General features: G+C 47.8%; 17 protein-coding genes. 14 read left to right on the top strand and 3 right to left on the bottom strand.

Annotated features, from left to right (window positions below):
- The 5 genes from Q1A69_RS16570 to Q1A69_RS16590 all read left to right on the top strand — a co-directional run.
- Window positions 1-363 (top strand): hypothetical protein (locus Q1A69_RS16570; protein ID WP_299587846.1); only part of this gene is annotated, 363 nt, incomplete at its 5' end.
- Between the two features lie 558 nt (window positions 364-921).
- On the top strand, window positions 922-1,755 hold the full coding sequence (locus Q1A69_RS16575; RefSeq protein WP_299587848.1) for a class I SAM-dependent methyltransferase: 834 nt from the start codon (window positions 922-924) through the stop codon (window positions 1,753-1,755).
- Between the two features lie 24 nt (window positions 1,756-1,779).
- Window positions 1,780-3,207 (top strand): aminobutyraldehyde dehydrogenase, encoded by a 1,428-nt coding sequence (locus Q1A69_RS16580; RefSeq protein ID WP_299587850.1) that lies wholly within the window; start codon window positions 1,780-1,782, stop codon window positions 3,205-3,207.
- On the top strand, window positions 3,200-4,432 hold the full coding sequence (locus tag Q1A69_RS16585; RefSeq protein WP_299587852.1) for a diaminopimelate decarboxylase: 1,233 nt from the start codon (window positions 3,200-3,202) through the stop codon (window positions 4,430-4,432). Before Q1A69_RS16580 ends, Q1A69_RS16585 begins: the two co-directional genes overlap by 8 nt.
- 31 nt (window positions 4,433-4,463) lie before the next feature.
- Complete coding sequence (locus Q1A69_RS16590) at window positions 4,464-5,852, top strand: aminotransferase (protein ID WP_299587854.1); 1,389 nt, start codon at window positions 4,464-4,466, stop codon at window positions 5,850-5,852.
- Between the two features lie 131 nt (window positions 5,853-5,983).
- Here the strand turns inward: Q1A69_RS16590 and Q1A69_RS16595 are convergent, their stop codons facing one another.
- A complete protein-coding gene (locus Q1A69_RS16595) occupies window positions 5,984-7,372 on the bottom strand; it encodes an MFS transporter (protein WP_299587856.1) in 1,389 nt (462 codons plus the stop codon).
- Between the two features lie 717 nt (window positions 7,373-8,089).
- Here Q1A69_RS16595 and Q1A69_RS16600 point away from each other — a divergent pair.
- The 3 genes from Q1A69_RS16600 to Q1A69_RS16610 are packed head-to-tail and all read left to right on the top strand — an operon-like array spanning window position 8,090 to window position 11,449.
- A complete protein-coding gene (locus Q1A69_RS16600; RefSeq protein WP_299587859.1) occupies window positions 8,090-9,667 on the top strand; it encodes a hypothetical protein in 1,578 nt (525 codons plus the stop codon).
- A 13-nt stretch (window positions 9,668-9,680) separates the two neighbouring features.
- Window positions 9,681-10,061 carry a hypothetical protein gene (locus Q1A69_RS16605; RefSeq protein ID WP_299587861.1) on the top strand — a complete coding sequence of 127 codons (381 nt, stop codon included), beginning with the start codon at window positions 9,681-9,683 and terminating at the stop codon, window positions 10,059-10,061.
- An 8-nt stretch (window positions 10,062-10,069) separates the two neighbouring features.
- Entirely contained in the window at window positions 10,070-11,449 is a 1,380-nt protein-coding gene (locus Q1A69_RS16610; RefSeq protein ID WP_299587863.1) for a hypothetical protein, read from the top strand.
- 43 nt (window positions 11,450-11,492) lie between these two features.
- Here the strand turns inward: Q1A69_RS16610 and Q1A69_RS16615 are convergent, their stop codons facing one another.
- Window positions 11,493-11,882, bottom strand: coding sequence for a hypothetical protein (locus Q1A69_RS16615; RefSeq protein ID WP_299587866.1), 390 nt, complete (start codon window positions 11,880-11,882; stop codon window positions 11,493-11,495).
- A gap of 538 nt (window positions 11,883-12,420) precedes the next feature.
- On the opposite strand from Q1A69_RS16615, the gene Q1A69_RS16620 reads away from it, so the two are divergent.
- The 3 genes from Q1A69_RS16620 (at window position 12,421) to Q1A69_RS16630 (ending at window position 15,549) form a co-directional block, all read left to right on the top strand.
- Entirely contained in the window at window positions 12,421-14,145 is a 1,725-nt protein-coding gene (locus Q1A69_RS16620) for a hypothetical protein (protein ID WP_299587869.1), read from the top strand.
- Window positions 14,146-14,347: 202 nt separating this feature from the next.
- Complete coding sequence (locus tag Q1A69_RS16625; RefSeq protein WP_299587871.1) at window positions 14,348-14,785, top strand: MarR family winged helix-turn-helix transcriptional regulator; 438 nt, start codon at window positions 14,348-14,350, stop codon at window positions 14,783-14,785.
- Between the two features lie 14 nt (window positions 14,786-14,799).
- Window positions 14,800-15,549, top strand: a complete 750-nt coding sequence (locus Q1A69_RS16630; protein ID WP_299587873.1) for a siderophore-interacting protein — start codon at window positions 14,800-14,802, stop codon at window positions 15,547-15,549.
- Window positions 15,550-15,714: 165 nt separating this feature from the next.
- Here Q1A69_RS16630 and Q1A69_RS16635 read toward each other — a convergent pair whose 3' ends face one another.
- Window positions 15,715-16,260 (bottom strand): hypothetical protein, encoded by a 546-nt coding sequence (locus Q1A69_RS16635; RefSeq protein WP_299587875.1) that lies wholly within the window; start codon window positions 16,258-16,260, stop codon window positions 15,715-15,717.
- Window positions 16,261-16,956: 696 nt separating this feature from the next.
- Here Q1A69_RS16635 and Q1A69_RS16640 point away from each other — a divergent pair.
- The 3 genes from Q1A69_RS16640 to Q1A69_RS16650 are packed head-to-tail and all read left to right on the top strand — an operon-like array spanning window position 16,957 to window position 20,421.
- Window positions 16,957-18,495 (top strand): type I restriction-modification system subunit M, encoded by a 1,539-nt coding sequence (locus tag Q1A69_RS16640; protein ID WP_299587878.1) that lies wholly within the window; start codon window positions 16,957-16,959, stop codon window positions 18,493-18,495.
- On the top strand, window positions 18,485-19,735 hold the full coding sequence (locus Q1A69_RS16645; RefSeq protein WP_299587880.1) for a restriction endonuclease subunit S: 1,251 nt from the start codon (window positions 18,485-18,487) through the stop codon (window positions 19,733-19,735). Before Q1A69_RS16640 ends, Q1A69_RS16645 begins: the two co-directional genes overlap by 11 nt.
- Window positions 19,732-20,421, top strand: coding sequence for a YecA family protein (locus Q1A69_RS16650; RefSeq protein WP_299587881.1), 690 nt, complete (start codon window positions 19,732-19,734; stop codon window positions 20,419-20,421). Before Q1A69_RS16645 ends, Q1A69_RS16650 begins: the two co-directional genes overlap by 4 nt.
- Window positions 20,422-21,285 lie beyond the last annotated feature (864 nt).

Below are 21,285 nucleotides of genomic sequence, written 5' to 3' on the forward strand. Positions count from 1 at the left end.
TGTGGAAGCTTACTAGCCTACAGCCAGCTGGCCTCTCTCGCTATTGCCAAGTGTGTCGGTTGTTATGGGAATCTAGGCAATACTTTAGTGGGTAGAGTAGCACCTGCTGGACTTAGACTATTAAACCTGTGCGGATATTGTGAAGCACATTACCCGCTCAATAATGGTGTTCAAAACGTGACATTAGACCTTGCCTATCATGGTATCAATCGCCGAAACACCTATCGGTGGCTTGCCCTCAACAAGGCTAGGGTGATCATCATTAATCATCCAATTCATTATTTACTCGTGTCGACTTACTATTGGGACACTTGTTGCATTTCTTGTCTTTCCGGTGTAGGTGCCTATAAAGGACTCCACTAACCAGCGTATTCGCCTAAGTATGGAGATAAATATTCTCGTGAATAATCCGTTGCTCTCGATCCTCAAGTAACCAACTAGAGACCAGCTCAGGGCTCCACTCTAAGCATACTGAACTCAATGAGACCGATCATTACTGACGTCATTTTGATTGATTTAGCCGTATTTTTATGACACAACTTCACCTTTTCCTACCTAGTCAGCAATGCACTACAGAGATGATCCAAGCCTTAAAATGATCTTCCCCTCCCAAACCACCTAATCACACCCATCGAAAGTAAACATAAGAAACGATCTATGTTCAATGTACTTTCGACTCTCTCTAAATTTTTCAGCAAAAAAACCTATTTAGGGAAACTCAGTTAATCATGCAATACTTTTGCATACTCACCCTTGTCGGCCAGTAACACCCTGGCACCACTTGACATCCCATATATGGAAATCTACTTTAAGTCTATTAGCATTCGATTCCGCTCGTTGAAATCGACGCATAAAATAATTATGCATTCGCAAAATAAAAATCAATATTACATTAATCTGTATTTCAACCATGGATTACCAGTGAATCATACCGATATGCCCAAGAAAAAGCAGACAGAACTTGCAAAGAAGGCTTCATTTGATGACATTCCAGACTTTGCATTCAACCCAAAAGATGATTGGGTGGAGGTGTTTCAGAAGGGGCTAAAGAAAATTGATTTTAATCATAAGTGCATTTATGAAGTGGGAGTTGGCATAGGGACTAATTTATTTTTTTTGCTCGACAACTTTCACCCACACTCTATCTATTTCAGCGATATCGACGCTCGATTAACGCACCGCGCCTATAAGAACTTAAGCTTTACACACTCAGAAAAACTACCAATTTGCAAACCGATACATGGTGACATCGATCTTATTGAAACAAAACTATCCGACAATGAAAACCACTCTTTAGATTACATTATTGCATGCATCCCTCAGGTTTTTAACGATAAAATAGACAAGCAACCACCTGACTTTAATGCGCATTTTTATCGAAAACACTCTCTCAAAAAATCTCCTTACCATAAACTAGGACTAGATCTAAATTATTCCTTATTGAAATTTGCCAAGAAGAAATCACCTAAAGCTGAGGTGATATTAAATCTTAATTGTCGCTTCGGCGTAACACCCTTGTTACAGTTGTTTATTGATAGCGGCTATATGCCAAACCTGCTTTACCAAGCAAGAGTAAAGCAATGCATGACAACTGGATTAGATTTTTTTGTTGAAGCGGAAAAGCAGGGATTAAATTGTGAGTTCTACAATAACCCTCACGCCCGCACACCGATTAGCGCACATGAAGCGGAGAAATCAATTAAATATGGCCCTATTTACCATTCAGTAGCAGTAATTCGAGGGAAACCAAACTAAAGCCACCTAAAATGGATACAAATAATGGCTGTTGATAACATTCAACATGAGACTTCAATAAAAAAAAGCCAACGCTTCCTATCAATAACTAACCCAGCAACTGAGGAAGTTATTGGGCGGGTGGCAATATCTGATCCATCCGAGGTCAACACTGCAATTAAGCGCGCTAATCTAGCCTTTACTAAATGGCGCCTAACAACCCCCATAGAGCGCGCTAACGCGCTTAGTAAATTAGCAACTTACATTGATCAACACTCTCGTGAACTTGCGGGCATTGAAAGCCGCAATACCGGCAAACCAATTAAATTGGTTTTGGAAGAGGAAATACCTTCCATTGTTGATTGCTTTCAATATTTTTCAGGAATTTGTCGCAATACAATGGATGTATCATCAGGGGATTACATCAAAGGGCATACGAGCCTAATTCGGCGAGAGCCATTGGGTGTTGTTGCACTAATTGCCCCCTGGAATTATCCACTTATGATGGCTGCCTGGAAATTAGCACCAGCGCTGGCTGCAGGCAATACAGTAATTTTCAAACCTTCGGAATTAACACCACTAAGTATCCAATACTTAACGGATGCATTTTCTGAAATTTTCCCAGCTGGTGTCATCAACCTAGTTTATGGTGAGGGGAACATAGTAGGCAGTTTACTCGCAGCATCAGATATGGTCCAGCATGTCTCAGTGACAGGCTCATTTTCAACAGGACGTGAGGTATTAAGGCAGGCAGCCAGTAATGTTAAAGCCACTCATCTTGAACTAGGTGGCAAAGCACCAGTAATAGTATTTGATGATGCCGATATTGATCAGGCGGTAGAGGCAGTAAAGTTTTCCGGATTCTACAACACTGGGCAGGATTGCACAGCGGCCTGCCGCGTTTATGTGCAATCGGGTAGTTTTGAGACCTTTACTACCAAATTAACCGATGCAGTAAAGTCATTAAAGGTCGGTGATCCACTAGATCCCTCTACTGAAGTTGGCCCCTTAATCAGTGCTCATCAGCGACAGAATGTGCATGCATTTATTGAGAATTGTCGACAATCTAATTCTGGAAAAATCGCTCTAGGCGGTCACTTCCTGAATGACAAAGGTTTCTATTATGCACCAACCCTGATATTAGGCTGTCGCCAATCCGATGCTGTAGTTCAAGAAGAAATATTTGGCCCGGTAGTTACAGTCATGCCTTTCTCAAGTTTTGAGGATGCCCTAACCCTTGCCAACGATTGCCGATATGGATTAGCTTCATCAATATGGACAAATGATATACGTAAAGCCATAGCTGGCGCTAACCAAATGCGTTTCGGCTGCACATGGATTAATACGCATCTGACTTTTTGTAATGAGATGCCCCATGGTGGATTAAATCAGTCAGGTTACGGTAAAGATTTGTCATCCTATAGCCTCGATGAATACAGTATCGCAAAACATATAATGATAAAATATGAATAGCATACCCCAGCCTACTACTAACCTAATGTTGGCACATCCTTGGTGGCAACGTGAAGACTTAAAGTATATCAATCGAAGATTGTACTTAGCCGGTCAATCACTCGAACAGATTGCTAAACAGGTCGGAACACCGACATTTGTCTATTCAACCCAACGTATTCGAGAGAATATCAAACGCTTGCGGGTGGCTCTTAGCCAAACTGGCCTGGAATTTGATATCTACTACGCGATGAAGGCCAATCGGAACCCGTCAATCCTAACACATTTAGCAGCCAATGGAGATATCGGCATCGATGCTTGCTCACCGAAAGAAGTCTTGCGGGCCATGTCTTGTGGTTTTAGTGCTGAAAAAATCTCATTTACTGGTACTTCAGTTTCCATGGATGATTGGAATTTTTTATATCGCCAGCAAGGGATAAAAATTAACTTGGATTCTTTGGCTGCTCTCAAAAACTATGGTGCGTATGGCAAAGGAAAAAAAGTCGGCATTCGTATTAATCCAGCACTAGGCCTAGGATATAATGATAATACCCTTCTACGATACAGCGGTACTGAAGTAACTAAGTTTGGCATCTATCAAGAACAGCTCGATGAAGCTATGGCGATTGCCAGATTCTATGACCTTAAAATATCCCGTGTACACTTTCATACAGGGTGCGGATACCTGAACCAGCAGCTGCCGGTATGGGATGAGATACTTGCTGCGAGCCTGGAATTTATCGACCGTCTTGGAAACATTAATGAAGTCAATCTTGGTGGAGGCTTGGGCGTACCTCATACCTCTAATGACGCACCACTAGACTTAAGTAATTGGAAAAAGATAATTCATCGCCACTTCAAAGGTAAAAATATTAGAATTGCAATTGAACCTGGCGATTATCTTCTAAAAGATGCAGGCGTTTTACTACTACAAACTGTGTATCTAGAACCAAGACGTGACAAATTTTTTCTGGGTGTCAATGGCGGCTTTAATTTGGCTATAGAGCCAGGATTTTATCAAATGCCCTGCGAACCGACCCCATGCGTAATAAAAGGGAATAAAAAAATTAAGGTCACTATTGCTGGAAATATCAACGAATCAGTTGATATCTGGGCGAAAGACATTGACATCCCAGAAATGGATACTGGAGACACTCTTGTATTGATCAACGCCGGCGCCTATGCATCAGCGATGAGCTCAAACCATTGCATGCGCGGAGAATTTAATGAAATTGTAATTCCTTAATAACTGAAATGCCATAAGGAAAATTCTTATCATGAATGAAGTATTCGACATTTCCAATGAAAGTAAAGAATTAAAAAGAAATGATCAAGCGTATTTATTGCACCCCTGGGGAACCTTATCAGAAAACACCAATGACGAACCTATGATTATTGAAAGTGCTAACGGTGTTTATGTCACTGATAGTGATCGCAATCAATACTTAGATGCCATTGGTGGTATGTGGTGCATGACTCTGGGCTACGGTAATGAAGATCTAGCTCTGGCCATGCAGGAGCAAGCTGTCCGCATGCCTTATTACACCCCTTTTGGTAGCATGAGCAATATCCCAGCGGTGCAACTTGCAAAAAAGCTTGCTGCCTTGGCCCCAGGGGATTTGAATATTGTCCATTACACTAACTCAGGCTCCACCGCTGTAGATTCAGCCATTCGCTTTTGTCATTACTATTTCAATGCGACGGGGAAAGAGTCAAAGAAAATTATTCTATCTCGCAAAGATGCGTATCATGGCAGTACATATCTTGGGGCCTCCTTATCTGGGAAAGCATGGGATCGAACCTGCTTCCAATATATGGATACTCTCGTACATCACCTTAGCTCCCCTCATAGCTATCGACGGCCACCACACATTGCTGAGGAGAATTTTTGCAATTACCTATTGAATGAGATGGAAGAAGCCATACAGCAACTGGGGGCAGACAATATCGCCTGTTTTATCGCTGAGCCAATACTTGCTTCTGGCGGTGTTATTGTGCCGCCTAATGGATACCATCAACGTGCACAAGAGTTAATGAAAAGACATAATATTTTGTTTGTCAGTGATGAAGTGGTAACAGGATTTGGAAGGCTGGGCCATTTTTTTTCATCGAAAATACATTTTGGACTTGATCCAGACATCATCATTACGGCAAAAGGTTTAACGTCAGGTTATGCTCCTCTGGGTGCGATCATTCTCTCAGAACATCTAGCGAGAGAAATAAAAGAAACACACCTTAAAAATCCAGTTTTTACTAATGGCTACACTTATTCAGGCCACCCAATTGCGTGCGCCGTAGCTTTAAAAAACATCGAACTCATGGAAAAAATGGCGCTTTGCGAACACGTTCGGTCGATTGGGCCTTATTTTATCGAACGCCTACAAGAATTAGAAAAATACCCCATCGTTGGCGATATTCGGGGACATCATTTAATGGCCTGTATTGAATTTCGTGCAAGCAATGCCTATTCACCGATTCCGACACTTGAAGATATCGCAATAGCACAAGCAGTTGACACCCACTGCCAAAGATTAGGCTTACTAGTAAGGCCCTATGAAAGCCTATGTATTCTCTCTCCCCCTCTTATCATCAATGAACAGCAAATTGACAGTATGATCAATATTCTCCAGAACGCAATTGAAGAGACGATAAAAGAAATGGATTGACTTTATATTTAGAAAAACCCATAAACTTACAAATTAGTACAGTGTATGCGCTCAGAATTAAGCTGGCTTGGCGTTATCGATATTTAGAATCTGACAGCTTGGCTTCAGGCTTTTCATTTATGCCTTTAAAACTAAACCCTAAAGCTCCTCACGGAATCATTGCTGATAAAAAGTATTGAAACAGAAAATCCAATCAAGCAAAGAAAAGCGTCCACACTGAAAATTCGGAATATGCCAGTAGCTATATCAGGGGATATGGCCAAAATTGTAGCATTAACACCTAGTCCCAGCGCACCTCCTATATACTTAAACATATAAATAATTGATCCGGTACGACTTGACTCCCCTGGAGTTACCGCAGTAATAGCCGCGGTGATAATTGCTGGGCTATAAACGCCAATACTTGTTCCGACCAACAATAACCCAGGGAGATAAGCCACATAATTAACTTCCCCCTCCAAGTCTGAAAGCATAAATAATCCTGCGCACATTCCCAATGCTCCGCCACAAATTAATATCTTCGCCCCCAATTTTTCATGTAAGACTCCAGAAATAAGCGCAAAAACACCAGATGCCGCCATCAAAGGTAGCAAGGCAAAACCCGCCTGTAAGCTAGTATATCCATGTACCTTTATAAAAAGCTGAGGGATATAGAAGAGGGTTGAAAAGAAGGCAACGGCAACAAAAAGCATACTTAGCGCTGACGCCATAAAGCTGCGATTAACCAGCAACCTAACTGGCATCAACGCATTATCCTTAGTCCAAAATTCAATCAAAACAAAAGCGCTTAAAAACACGAATGAGAGGGCAAGAAGACTGGCGATAATGTTATTCCAAAATCCGATCTGCTCTATTTCATCCATTGCCAGCAAGAAACAAAATAGCGCCACAGAAAGAGTGAGCACCCCCAAATAATCTATACCTTTACTTGGCCTATTTACATTATCTGAGGGGTATTTACTCCAGCAAATAATCATAATCAAGATTGAAAGAGGTATATTGGAAAATAAAATCCAGCGCCAGCTTAAGTAATCTGAAAATACACCACCAATCACTGGGCCAAACGCACTAGCTAATCCAGTGACGGCCAAAATCAACCCCCCAGTCTGCCCCGCACGCTCTTTGGGCATTAAGCTATATGCCATTCCAAGAATGGACGCCCACGCTAAAGCACCACCAACCCCTATAAAAGCACGCGACAAAAGTAGCAACCACACCTTTTCTGCCATACCGCCCAAAAGAGAAAAAACAGCGATGACTGCAATACCAATTAGAAATATTCTTTTCCGCCCATATATATCTGCTAGATTTCCGCTAGTAACTATTAATACGCCAAAAACAAGAACATAGGTATTGACAAGCCAATGACCCACCGCAATACCAACTGAAAAAGATCCCTCAACTGAAACTATTGACGTGGAAAAAGCAGAAAAATCATTACATACTAGAAACACAGCAAGTAAAAGAACAAACAGCCCCCAATAATGTAACGCTGAAAGTGACCCCCTAGTTGATTCCATAAGTTATTTCACAAGATGAATTTTTGATCGCACGGAAAATGTTGTAGCTTTCAATGTCAACTGTAACATTCAACGCCAATAAAACCTGCAACACTCCCCTGAACTACAAGATACTCAACATTTCGGCAAAAGTGCGACACATTTTAGTTACACTTTGCGCCATAAGTCTCGCCAAAACTCCAACACCCTGCTGCAATGAATACGATCAAATTTGAAACGAGGACCATTAAGCAAAAACCCTGATGCTTAATCCTTTTTTGAGGGAGCACCTGAAACAAGCAATCCATAAACTTACCAGCTGACTAGCGCCACAAAACTCAAAAAAAATGTGTGTAGCTTCCTATACCCTTCTAATGATAACGGCAGTCATTCCAAAACACTTTTCTATAGATGCTTACCGGAAAAATCGACCTTATAACAACTGTCCATTGTCTCTATATTTATTATCTTTAATGGCAACTTGCTGTAATAAACTTGTGAGTAGAGGTCTCTCATTACGAGAATTAATACTATAAAAACCATATTCAGATAATGCTCAACTCAAAATATAACAAACATAGCTTAAAAGATATGGTTCAACCTTGAATTAAAACAATACACAAATAAGATAAACAATAACAAACAATTAGAATAAAAAGCAGAAACACCATGATTTACTACTATATCCTTTCCCGAACTGAGAAAAACTGATCCAATCCACGACCCAAGGAGGCCTGGATGCCACAGCCAAATGTGCGTCCCAGCGAGACTTATTTAACCCTATTAAGGTCTCAGTTCGATTTACTGCCAGCCTACAGGGTTCAAAACCCTGCCCTTCATAGATTATTTCGGGAAGCACTGGCGATTCAAAAATCGCTCCTGACCTTCTCCTGGAGCCAGCTAGAGCAGCAGGCACGCCGATGCCTAGGGTTGGGGTATGCCGAGTTTCGCGGCTTACAAAGCCGCGGAGACAAATCATCGATGCTGCAACAGATCGACCATCGGATGGGATTGGAATTTCTGTTTGTATTACGCGGTATTGCCATCAGCGACCGTCGTGATCAATTTGCAAATAATTTTGAAGAGGGTCTCCAACAGAGCGATCCCAGCGGCCGACTCGACAGGCTATTGACAAAGGCTGAAGAGATGGTGGGCGCGGAAATCCCCGAAAGTACCGTTGAGCGATTGCGGGCAAGATTGGCAGGCATCGAGACAAGAGCGGATATCCAGGCATCCATGGAGAGGCTAGCAAATGGTGAGACGGACAATATCGGTCTACTCGACGCCTATCTTCCCAATAAAAATAAGTCCTTAAATCCAGGTCTGGCAACCCACACCGATGCTGTAATTATGTGCCTTAGCCGGGGCCTGCTGGCCTTGGCGCATGCCCAGTTTAATAACGCCTTGAAGGCAGGGGAGCATAAACCTGGATTTTCAGCGGCTGACATCCGCGAAGTGAAAAGTGTCACGCATGCATTTTCCAGTTTCCTGCAGGGTGGGCAAAAGCAGGTTTACAGTGCGCTCTTGGTTGGAGATCCACAGAACATCACAAACGCCTCACTATTATTTGCCGGAGAAATCGAGAGAAGATTACCGGCACTCGCAGGGGCTCAGGCGGCGATGCACACTGTCATTCAGGCGCTTTTACAGAGAAATAGCGGCGGCTTGGCAGAGCGGCTCGGGGATATCGCGGTCGACGCTCATTTTCTAACCCGCAAGGCCATTGCCTGTCACACAGCCTGCTACCGGCTTGCCGCCAGCGCTTGCGGCCTGGACACGCCAAAAGATATCAGGGATCTGCAGAAAAACATCGCCTCCATATCCTTTACCACCCCCCTTCCCAATGGCAAGAATGTGGAACTTGCTAAGCTGAACAACGATTTTGAGGGGGAGTTTGTTGAGGTTCGGGGTTTTATACAGGAGGTCACCTCTCCACCCCAGGAAGGTGGCATGCTATTAAGCCATCTCAAGCTGCAAGACCCCTCCAGCGGTGCCGAAGCGAATGCGGTGGTGCGCTTCTCTCACCTGCCTCACGCGGGTGTTACCAAGGGTGCTTTTTGTAGACTCAGCGGTACGTTTAAGAAAAGCTCGAGCCTGCTGAGCGGTAGGCCCGGCGTGGAGGTAGACGCATTAGCACTGGCCGACCTCGGTAAAAATAGCTTCGATGTCGCTTTTATGCGGCTGGCAAATCGCTGGTTCCAACCCTGGCGAAGCAATGCAAATCTTTACTGGTCTCTTGGCGCCCAAAGTGCCGAAGGCAGTGACGTGGCTGCCCAGGGTGCCGCAGAGCTGCTCTTTACCCCGTTGATACGCTAACAGGAGATTCACCATGCCACCGGATGACGGCTGTTTATCGGAACAGGAAAGTGTCGAAATCAAACTGTTAGAGCTGGAAGTGTTGCTCGCGATGGCACAACTGGCTAAGGCTGAGTGGCACGCTGCCAAAGAGGCTGTGCGAGCTGAATGCCTGGAGACCGCTATTCCCAGCCTTCCCAACCTGCATCAAAAAGATGAAATGGACATGCCTATTGAGCCCATGGATCACGCGGTGGCCGAGTGTATTGAAACGCACCCCGATGTCTTTGCCGCATGGGATATTTTTGAACAAGTTGCGCTGGAACTTGAAGTGGAGCTGGAAGACATGCACGGCTTGCTTGATGAGTGGAAGTCCTGCTCACATGCGCTCCACGGAGGAGCGCCTCTCAGGTAATTCACTGAATGCGGTTTATTGCCAACTTACGTCGTCAAACCCTCGATGCTTTCGCCAGCCATCTTGTCTCAGCTGATGGCTACCTGCTATCCGCCCATCGCATAACAAATCCCAACCTGCAACTGGCTGTTGAGGTGCGCAACAGGGGCCTGCCACTCTTTGCCGATAACGGCACAAAGCAGCTGATCGACTCGGTCATTGCAAAATTTTCACAAAGCGCCCGAGCAGTGACCCTCGAGGTCAAAATGCTGCGCCGTCAGCTCGGCCACCTTCCCCGCGGTCGTGAAGTTCCACTCAGTCTGCGCAAACAAGCAGACGCCCTGGCCGAATCGGTACTTACCGATTGCACCGAACGTTCGGAGTCTATCGACACCAACCAGCTGATTCAACGCCAGCTCTCTATGAACCCCACTGACCTGATCGCCCAGGAGGATTTCACCAGTACCTGTTTGGTAGCCCTGGACCTGGAACGCGAGATCACCGGCTGGAGCGTGGAGCGCATCGCCGCGCGTAACCGTCGCAGTTTAAGACTCTGGCAAAAGGTAGCCGAGCATCGTTTATGCCAGGGGCTCACAACGTATGCCGTACTGAGTGCAATGGATTACAACACCGCCCGCCATGCGGGGCAACTCGCCGCAGAGGCCGGTGTATCATCGGCAGCCATGGGGCTGGCCGGCGTTTGTGGCGATCTCAACGCGACAGACTTTTACGTGAGTGGCCGGGCCTCATTTAAGCTTGCTCGGCCAGTTCCGCGCCGTTATGTGCGTCTGGCACAAGTGCTCAAAGGTATCGCAGAGGGGTATCGTGATCGCAACGCAACCCTGCAAAGATTTCACTGCCTGGGCCTGGGCGCTCCATCGTTACTGCCGATTGCCGCCGCGGCCCTACCGGCAGAAACAACGGTCACCGCAGATGCCACCAGCCCTATCCATGCCGCGGCAAAAGACCGGGTACTTTACGATCCGGAAAACTTCGGCGACCGGGCCAGCACCAAAGAAATCGTTGAGCGTATTTTGAATGGCGGCAACTGGCCATTTCTCAGCCCTTTCACAAAGTCCTTTAAGCAAAGATTTGGTCACGACCCTGAGGGCGCCCGGCGCTGGTGGACCACACTCGGGAATCCGAGTATTTCAAGAGAAATTTTGCGCGAACCCAGCGATCTGACCTCGTCACTGCCCTTATTTTGCGAAGCAGACCAACAGGTTCGACCAATCGCCCGAGATACCTGGATCGCCCACAATCACTGGGTTCTCGGTGAACTCACTGAAGGCCGTAGTGGGCCACAAAGACGTGAATTTGCCCACCGAATTATCGACCACTGGCTGGATGGCCCTTTAACCACCACCAGCCGGGGCCTTGGCGTCGCTAAAAGAATTCTTTTGGACTAAGCCCCTGAAAGAGAAAAATCAACTATAAAAATGGTTTTCGTTATCAGGCCGATTTTATCGCGAGTCCCGCAACAACACCCCACACCCAGTTAAAGAACAATACAAAAATTGGAGTAAGTATTCCTAATTCAAACCCGGCTATCCCGCTGCCGGTCATCATTGGGAAAACGACAAATAGCTGAAAAACCGAAGGCAGTAAACTCAAGATGGCCCCTTTTAACAGCAAATTTGATGACTTAAAAGGAAGGAAGAAAAACAGTCCCCAAATGCCGCCCCAGACAATCCTTGGGTAGAGCCATTCAGCAGATAAGGCGGGAGCAATAGAAACACCAAGGGCAGCAGTAATACCAAGGACCCCAAATAGCCAAACCATTAAGCTATTTGCCAAAGCGCCCAAGCAGCCCGCGGCAAAGAAAATCAGTAGTTTTTTCATTTTTAATCTCTGGGTGCCAAATAGTGGAATTCATCACTTACATCTCCCCCCCCAAAATAGCAAATATTCAAGCCCACCTACGTAAAAATTAACTCTGAACAGTCGTACTTTTCAAATACAACGATGATCGGAATAAGCCGCACAGGAAAATAGACTTATATAGAACCAGCAAATGAAAGGGCTCACCCCTTTGATCCTTTCCGCCTCCAGACCAGAGACTCTAAATGGCATCTCATGCTTTTATGAAAAAATCTCGATTTTCAAAACGCAAAACAAACTTATCTTGAATACCATTTTGTACCAATTAGCAGTGCGCAAAAGCCTCTATTAGGCGCTCAAAAATAAATATTTTGAGCGACATAACCTCCAAGCAAGAAAACATTTTCAAAGTGAGAACCAAGCCCTCAACTGATCGGATTGGCAACCTGCCGCGACAGAAAATACCTATCATTTAATCCAATGAATTCCTGTAATACACAAGTGGTACATTTATGGTGCTTGGCACCAGAAATTAAAATCAAAATAGGAATACGTACTGATGAAAGTACCTGTAGTAGGAATGCTATACCCGATTTTTTTAGGATTGGCGATACATTCGACCAGTGCAAATGCGCAGTCTTTTGATGAAAGCGCGTATCAAGATAGGCAACTGCAATATATTGAGGAGGGGGTTTCTTCCACCAATGATACCGCTGTAGTCCTACAGGCGTACACTGGCGATGAACTTAACTGGGAAGCACTGAACAAGAACTTGGATGTCCTGCGCAATGGCGGGAAGAAGAATTCAGACTTCACTCTTACCCGGCTGATTCGCATCCTGTTTTTCCGCCCGGAAATTAAAGACGAACTATTTGCCGCCCTGGACGGATACCAATTCTGGTTCAAAGAAGGTGGCACTGGCGATCATGTCTTCGCCTCAGAAAACCATATGATTATGTACACCTCTGCCCAATATCTCCTGCAGGAGAAATACGGAGTATTTGAGGATGACAGAACTTATAAGCGCTTAAAACGCTACCTGGAAGTAAAAAATCAATATGGCTTCTATGAATTTTACTCCCCGGTCTATTACCCCTACACCCTATCCGCGTTACTTAACTTGGTGGATTTTTCCGAGGACGCAGAAATCCGCGAACTGGCCACAGGGGCTGCACAGCGCCTGCTGCAAGACATATTGCTGGTTACCAATGACCAGGGCATTCTTTTCTCAGCCGCCGGCCGCAGTAATGACGGCTACCGCAGGAATGGCTCCGGGGGCAACATCAACCGCATCATTTACCTGTTAACGGGCCTGGGCAAAGAGTCAGTAAGAACCCCAAGCCCCGCAGGGGTAATGCTGGCCACCTCCGGCCTGGAGATTAGCGACGAAGTCTTCGAGTATTTCGGTAAAGACCTGAATATGAATTACTCGGTAGGCCACTCTCTCGGCGATGCCAGAAACAGCCTCTATGCCGACTTCCCCCGTGAAGAGCGCGTCCCCTTCTACTGGAGCCAGGGCGCCTACTTCCATCCCGATGTCGCCGCCGACACCGCCTGGTTTGCCAGCAAATATCAGCTTGAAGGGTATGAAGGCCTGAAAGCATTCGATCAATTCCTGGGGCTCTCTGAAGCCGCCGCCCCCGCCGCCGCCAAAGCTGGCGCCGTGTTCAGTCGCAGCTCGGTGCTCTCCAGCGCAAACTTCTCCATATACAAGGATGGCGGTGTGATGATGCATTCCATCCAAAATTACTGGGGTGGCCGCCAGGGTTACCAGCAGACTCCCTGGATTGCCACCACCGGCACCCAATCAGTCTGGGCGAAGGTTGGCGATGGCAATAGCACCATGCAGAACGATCATCTGCCCAAGATCAAGCAGGTCAACAATGTCGCGGTGATCCAGTACAACCCCTACCCGGAAATTGAACTGTTCCACTCCGGCGGCTCCAACGTGGCCCTGCAATGGCCGGAAGGCTTTGCAGAGGAAAAACGCAGCGGCAATTGGAAGTTTGGCAAGGAAGACGATGGTTATATCGCCGTGCGTTATCCCTGCGGCAATGGCGACTCCAACACTGTCACCTGCGACTGGAACGAGCAGACCTGGGTAGTCATTATGGGAAGCGAAGCGCGTTACGGCAGCTTTGAAGCCTTTAGCCAAAAGGTGCTCAATGAAGTCAGCTACGATGCCGACTGGGAATGGCACGGCTCTTTCTGGAAAGGCACGTTGAAATATGTGTACGACTCAGACGTCAAGTTTGATGGAACCGATATCAGCTTGACCTGGTAATTCCGCGCTCAGTCACTTTCGGGGAGGGTCCCCTCCCCGAAAGCCTCCACTCCCTTAGCAATAACCCTCACCAATCAATCCCAAATTGCATTACCCAAAAAAAGTCCCCCAAGCCAAGAGATAAAGCAGTATCAATCTAGTTGACTCTATCAACCAAAAAACATAAAGTTGACAAAGTCAACCAAGCAACGATGAGTTCATAGTGGCCTATCCCGTTAATGAAGCCTTACATCAACTGATTCACGCCTACAAAAGGCGGCTGCGCACAGCCACTCAAGCGCAGAAAATAGACCTTCCGGTTAATCACCTTCGCGTGCTTAAGGGGGTCTGCAAGTGCCCCCAGAGTACCGCCCGCACAATTTCGCAGCGAATGAACCAGGATAAGGCCCAAGTTACACGGGTACTGAACGAACTGACGCAGTCCGGGTTGATCGAGAAGGCTGAAAATCCGAACGATCGGCGCAGTCAGTTTCTTATTCCCACAGTGGCAGGGCAGCGAACCCTCGAAAAAGTGAACGCCCTGGAATCAGAAGTTGCAGGCGAGATGACCCATAACCTCAGTGACCAGGAACTCAAAGTGTTTACCCATATCGCCAATGTCATGATTCAAAACTTGGCCGAAGATTCCGCCAAAGACTAGGAGATCCCAATCCAATGGCTGACAAACGCACATATGAATTGACTGTCGTACGCCGTGTAAAAGTCTCAGAACACATGTTACGAATTACTTTGGGGGGCAATACACTTGAGTCCTTTCCCTCAAACCAGGAAAGTGCCTACATCAAATTCGTTTTCCCGCAGGGCGCAGGGGAACGACCGCTGATGAGAAGCTATACCATCAGACATCAAAGAGAGACGGAAATCGATATCGATTTCGCTTTGCACGATCACCAAGGGCCAGCCTCAAACTGGGCGGTGAACGCACAGCCCGGTGATCGGATCTTGATTGGTGGACCTGGCCCCAAGAAACTTATTAATCACCAGGCAGACTGGTTCCTACTCGCCGGCGATATGACTGCCCTGCCCGCCATCAGCGTTAACCTCGCTGAACTGCCCAGCACGGCCAGTGGGTTTGCCGTTATAGAAGTGGCAAGTGAGTCAGATATTCAGGACTTGGTACATCCAGAAAACCTGCAACTGCACTGGGTAATCAACCCCACCCCCACTGGCGCGCTTCTGCTCCCCAAGATTCAAACCCTACCCTGGATGAAAGGTCAACCCGCCATCTGGGCCGCTTGCGAGTTTGGCAGCATGCGTACTCTGCGAAAATTCTTTAAGCAGGAGAAAGAAATTTCCAAGAACCACTTTTACATATCCAGCTACTGGAAACTCGGGCAATCGGATGAAGGGCATAAGATTGCTAAAAAGCGGGATAATGAACAGGCTGCGGGGATGGATAAATAGCGCTCTTTCTTAGCGATGGCTTTGCCGATAGAAAACGGTTGGCACGCAGTAGATATTAAAAAGACCAGCGCGCAGAATGTACTGTATTTTGATTTCTCTACGGCATGGATGCCGAGTAAGAAACGACAGGGGGGCCTTTTCGGTATGCTGCAAGAGAGCTGTATTTTACCCTGGCCTATCCAACCGATACCAATAATCGGCAATAAAGCCCCGCGCATCCACCTGTAGAGCTTGCCGGGATATTTCAGGCACTGCATTTTTACAACGCCACGCAAATATGGTCGCCCGCCCCGTCACTACCGCCGGAATGGCAGCCGATGCCGGATTGCTTTTGCAGTAAGCCACGATCGCCTCGCTCGGCGCCCGAGCAGTGTCCGCTTTTTCTTCACAAGGAAGGTTGGCACCGGCAAAGCAGGCATAGACAGCGCCATCCATACAACGCCAGAAAGTGCCCCCCGCAACCCAATCCCTCGGGGCAGCCGCAGAAATACCCGCCGCCTGGTAAATACCCGATAACACCATCTGTGGTTTGGCCGGGCCGATATAGGGCTCCTGCGGATTATCCGCATTGAGTACTGCCCTGCAATAGCGAACAGGATCGTTAAAAGAGCCCAAATAGCGGCCTTTTTCCTGTTCCGCAGCCGCCAAACCCACAGCACAGCAAAGCCAAAGAATCAGGCTCAAAAGTCGATATTCTTTTCGTCGAAGCATTTTTAACCCCAGTCCCAGGATTGAAAGGCACCGTGAAATGTGTCAAGCCGCTAAAAGGTAGCGCTATCTATAGGATTATCCACCATGATCTAGCGGCCCCTGGACTATCGCCGGTCGCTCAAAAAGACCTGGAGCATCTATAAATCAATCCGTGACACCTCTATCCGTGACACCTCTAAAAGACCCGCAGAGGCATTGCCAAATGATTCCAAACCCCCTCACAACACCCACAAGTCACTCCATTCCGCGCAGAGCCACCCATTGTTGCTGACGGGCCCGCACTAACCGCACACTCAAATACTCTTGACGTCTCCTGGCAGCTAAATCACCATCGCCACCATTCACGACCAAACCAGGGCAGAGCAATCCAGGGGCAGTACGACATCCCGCGCTGGCTTCACTTTATAGACCGGGACTTATAGAGCAGCCCCCAAATCTCCAGCAAGTGCGCCGGATGGGTCGAGGCCCGGCGAACAATGAATCACCGCGGCGCACTGGAGTGCACTCCACCACCCAACCCAATACCCGGTAACCCTTAGCAAGCAGTTAAAGCGTGGAACCAAGGGTATAATGTGCGCCATTGCCCAAAACCAGACAGACAGCATCCAAGCGACAACACCTGTAGCAATGCCAGCGCAAACCGAATTCGATTGGGCCACAGCGCCCCAGCAGTACACAAAGGACAAAAAGCATCCCATGAGCAGCAATAGCGCCGCCCAACAAATCAGCCAGGACAGTATCAATAAAGCCCTGTGGAATGCCTGCGATACCTTTCGCGGCACCATCAGCGCCGATACCTACAAAGACTTTATCCTCACCATGCTGTTCCTCAAGTACATCTCCGATGTGTGGCAGGACCACTACGACGACTACGCGGAAGCCTACGGCGACGAGCCGGAGCTGATCGAAGAGATGATGAAGAGCGAGCGCTTTGTACTGCCGCCCAGTGCCAGCTTCTACACCCTGTACGAACACCGCCACGAGCCCGGCAATGGCGAGCGCATCGATCAGGCCCTACACGCCATCGAAGAGGCCAACGGCACCAAGCTCAAAGACGCCGGCAAGAGCGTGTTCCAGGACCTCACCTTCAATACCGACAAGCTGGGTGAGGAAAAGCAGAAGAACACCATCCTGCGCCACCTGCTGGAAGACTTCGCCAAAACCGAGCTGAACCTGCGCCCCAGCCGCGTGGGCAACCTGGATGTGATCGGCAACGGTTACGAATACCTGATCAAGAACTTCGCCGCCAGCGGCGGCCAGAAGGCCGGCGAGTTCTACACCCCGCCGGAAGTGTCTGAGCTGATCGCCGAACTGCTCGACCCCCGCCCCGGCGACCGCATCTGCGATCCTACGTGCGGCTCCGCCTCCCTGCTGATGAAATGCGGGCGCAAGGTGCGGGAACACCACGACAGCAAGCAGTACGAGCTCTACGGCCAGGAAGCCATCGGCTCTACCTGGTCCCTGGCCAAGATGAATATGTTCCTGCACGGCGAGGACAACCACAAAATCGAATGGGGCGATACCATTCGCAATCCCAAGTTGCTGGACAAAAACGGCAACCTGGACCTGTTCGATATCGTCACCGCCAACCCGCCCTTCTCCCTGGACAAATGGGGCCACGACGAAGCCGGCAACGACCCCTTCGGCCGCTTTAATCGCGGTGTACCGCCGAAAACCAAAGGGGACTACGCCTTTATCCTGCATATGATCGAAACCCTCAATCCCAAGAGCGGGCGCATGGGCGTGGTGGTGCCCCACGGTGTGCTGTTCCGGGGTGCCGCCGAAGGCAAGATCCGCAAGCAGCTGATCGAGGAGAACCTGCTAGACGCAGTGATCGGCCTGCCGGAAAAACTGTTCTACGGCACCGGCATCCCCGCCGCCATCCTGATCTTCGCCCACGACAAGCAGGACGACAGCGTGATGTTTATCGATGCGTCGCGGGAATTTAAAGCCGGCAAAAACCAGAACCTGCTCACCCAGGACAATATCGATAAGGTGGTGGCCACCTACCGCCAGGGCGCCGACCTGGACAAATACGCCTATGTGGCCAGCCTCAAGGAAATCCAGGATAACGACTACAACCTGAATATCCCCCGCTATGTGGATACCTTCGAGGAGGAGGAGGAGATCGACCTGCTGGCAGTGCGCGCCGAGCGGCAACAGCTGAAAGCTCAGTTAAGCGAGCTTGAAGGGGAAATGGAGCAGTATTTGCGGGAGTTGGGTTATGGTGCCTAAGGGGTGGCGAAAAGGGCGTGTAGATGATTTATTACTCGGCTTAGAGTCTGGAGTGAGTGTAAATGGCGAAGACCGTACTCTTTCTAAAGGTGAGCAAGGAGTACTGAAAGTAAGCGCAGTATCATATGGAGTGTTTGACCCAAGCGCCGCTAAAGTTATTGCGCCATATGAGATATCTAGAGCAAAAACATCACCAAAGGCCAATCAAATAATAATTAGTAGAAGTAATACCGAAGAACTAGTTGGGGCTAGCGCTTATATAGAAAAAGATTATCTTGATTTATTTTTACCAGATAAGCTGTGGCAAACAATTCCCAAGCCAGATTCAAATATGAAGTGGCTTAGCTATATTCTGGCATCCGATTCCACTCGCTATCGCTTGTCAAATTTAGCGACAGGCACAAGTGGATCTATGAAAAATATCACCAAAGGTGAACTTTTAAGCTTAAGAATATCCATTCCACCACTCACCGAACAAAAAAAGATCGCCCAAATCCTATCCACCTGGGATAAGGCCATCGACACCAGCGAAAAACTACTCGCCAACAGCTGCCAGCAGAAAAAGGCCCTGATGCAACAACTGCTGACCGGCAAAAAGCGCCTGCGGGATAAGAATGGGGTTCGGTTTAGTGGGGAGTGGAAATTAAAGAAATTATCTCAGATTTGCGACTTAAACCCCAGAAAGCCTGCTGAACCTTCAGATGGTTTAGTCTCTTTTATTGCAATGGACTCCGTGTCCGAAGATGCCAAAATAAAGCGACAAGAAGAAAGAAAATATATAGAGGTTAACAAGGGATTCACATCATTCATTGACCATGACGTGATTGTGGCAAAAATTACACCATGCTTTGAAAATGGAAAAGGAGCATATGCTGAGGGCCTTAAAAACTCCGTCGGCTTCGGTAGTACTGAATTTCACATCTTAAGAGCCAAGCAAGACATTAGCTCCAAATACATATACTACACAACAAATACATCTGAATTTAGAATCCGTGGAGAAGCTAATATGCAAGGATCTGCGGGACAAAAAAGGGTAACCACAGATTACCTGAAAGGTCTAAAGTTATCCCTACCCTCATCTTTAGGTGAACAAGAAAAAATCGCCGCAACCCTATCCAGCGCCGATCGGGAAATCGAAACCCTGCAACAAAAACTCGATTGCCTAAAGCAGGAGAAAAAAGCCCTGATGCAGCAGCTGCTCACCGGCAAGCGCCGGGTCCAGGTAGAGGAAGCCCAATGACATTTAGCGAAACTCTCGATCTCGATGCGCCCATCAGTGAAGCCGATCTGGAATTTATTGAGGACGTACTGCACAAATACGGCAACGACGACTCGGTGCTGGATATCTGCGAACTGGACGGCTTTCTCACCGCCCTGGTATCCGGCCCGGAAATGATTCCCCCCAGCCGCTGGTTCTCCGCCCTCTGGGGCGGCCCCGGCAATGAGCCGGAGTGGCAGAGCGAGGAGGAGATGCAGCGCTTTACCGCGCTGCTGTTCCAGCTGATGAACAGCAATGCCATGATGCTGGTGGAAACCCCCGCAGAGTTCAGCGCCCTATTTCGTATCACCGAGCGAGAGGGCGAAGCTCCCTTCGCCATCGTCGAGGAGTGGTGCTTCGGCTATATGCGCGGCGTCGACCTGGGCCAGTGGCCCAGCCTGCCCACAGAACTGAATACCCAGCTACAAGCCATCGCCCTGCACGGCCGCGAGGAACACTTCGATCACCTCAGCACCCTCACCAATGCAGAGCACCAGCACAGCATCGCACAAATAGAACCCGCCGCCCGCGCCCTGCACCGTCACTGGCTGCAACAACGGGCCCCGGAACTGTCGCCAACCCCTCACCGAGCAGACCCCAAAACCGGCCGCAACGACCCCTGCCCCTGTGGCAGCGGTAAAAAGTTTAAACGCTGCTGTTTGCATTGATAGCGGCCATACACGGCCCCGCATAAAATAGAGAACTCTATCCCGCTGAACAGAATACGCTGTACTTCAGATGTCCTGTGAACACATCTTAGAAGCGCCCAATCGATACCTATACCCTATAGGGTCCGGGCTCAGCGTATTCTTTCCCTTCCTCTTTCCAGCAACTGCTCCTTTCCTAATCGGCGAAAACACATCGCCCAAATGCCAACTTTTAAAAACCCATCGCTGGGGCAAATCTATTGTTGACAATTCCGTGGCTGCCGCTCCAACCAAAAAATTCACGACACCCTCCCCGCAAGACCAAATTAATTGATACACGCGCCACGGCGACAACCTATTAATGCCGACCCAACTGACTCGCAATTATTTAATTCCTCTAAATTACTTTGAGTTGGCAGACCACTTCAAAAATGGCGCCAACCACCGGTAGGAATCCCCGCCCTTTTAACGAAGGAGGATATTAAATAACAGACCTTTGCTTTAAGATCGCTTGCAACAACTGATTAGGAGGTTTTTATCAAGCCGAGTGGCCAGTTCTGTTTTTTAGCCCTACCCCTTAATGGACAGAAATACAATCAGCCACAAAGCCTCAATCTCACTTTTTGCAGCAATAGCCGCCACTGGATAGATAGCACCCAGCGAATGGAAAATAAATAAGCCAGCACAGTATCAGTCTTTGCTGGAAAGTGCTAAGCGCATATAAAAACTTTCCCTTTCAAAAGGCTGCACATTCTTCTTGCCTGAAAATTGTCAACAAAATGACACCAAGGCTCCAGCTGGCTTATTGATTAATTATCCAGTGCATTCATTTTAAGCCTTCATATTTTGGTACCCCGAAGCATCAGAAAACCCTGATCCCAAAAC

Source organism: uncultured Microbulbifer sp. (assembly GCF_947498635.1).
Lineage (GTDB): Bacteria > Pseudomonadota > Gammaproteobacteria > Pseudomonadales > Cellvibrionaceae > Microbulbifer > Microbulbifer echini.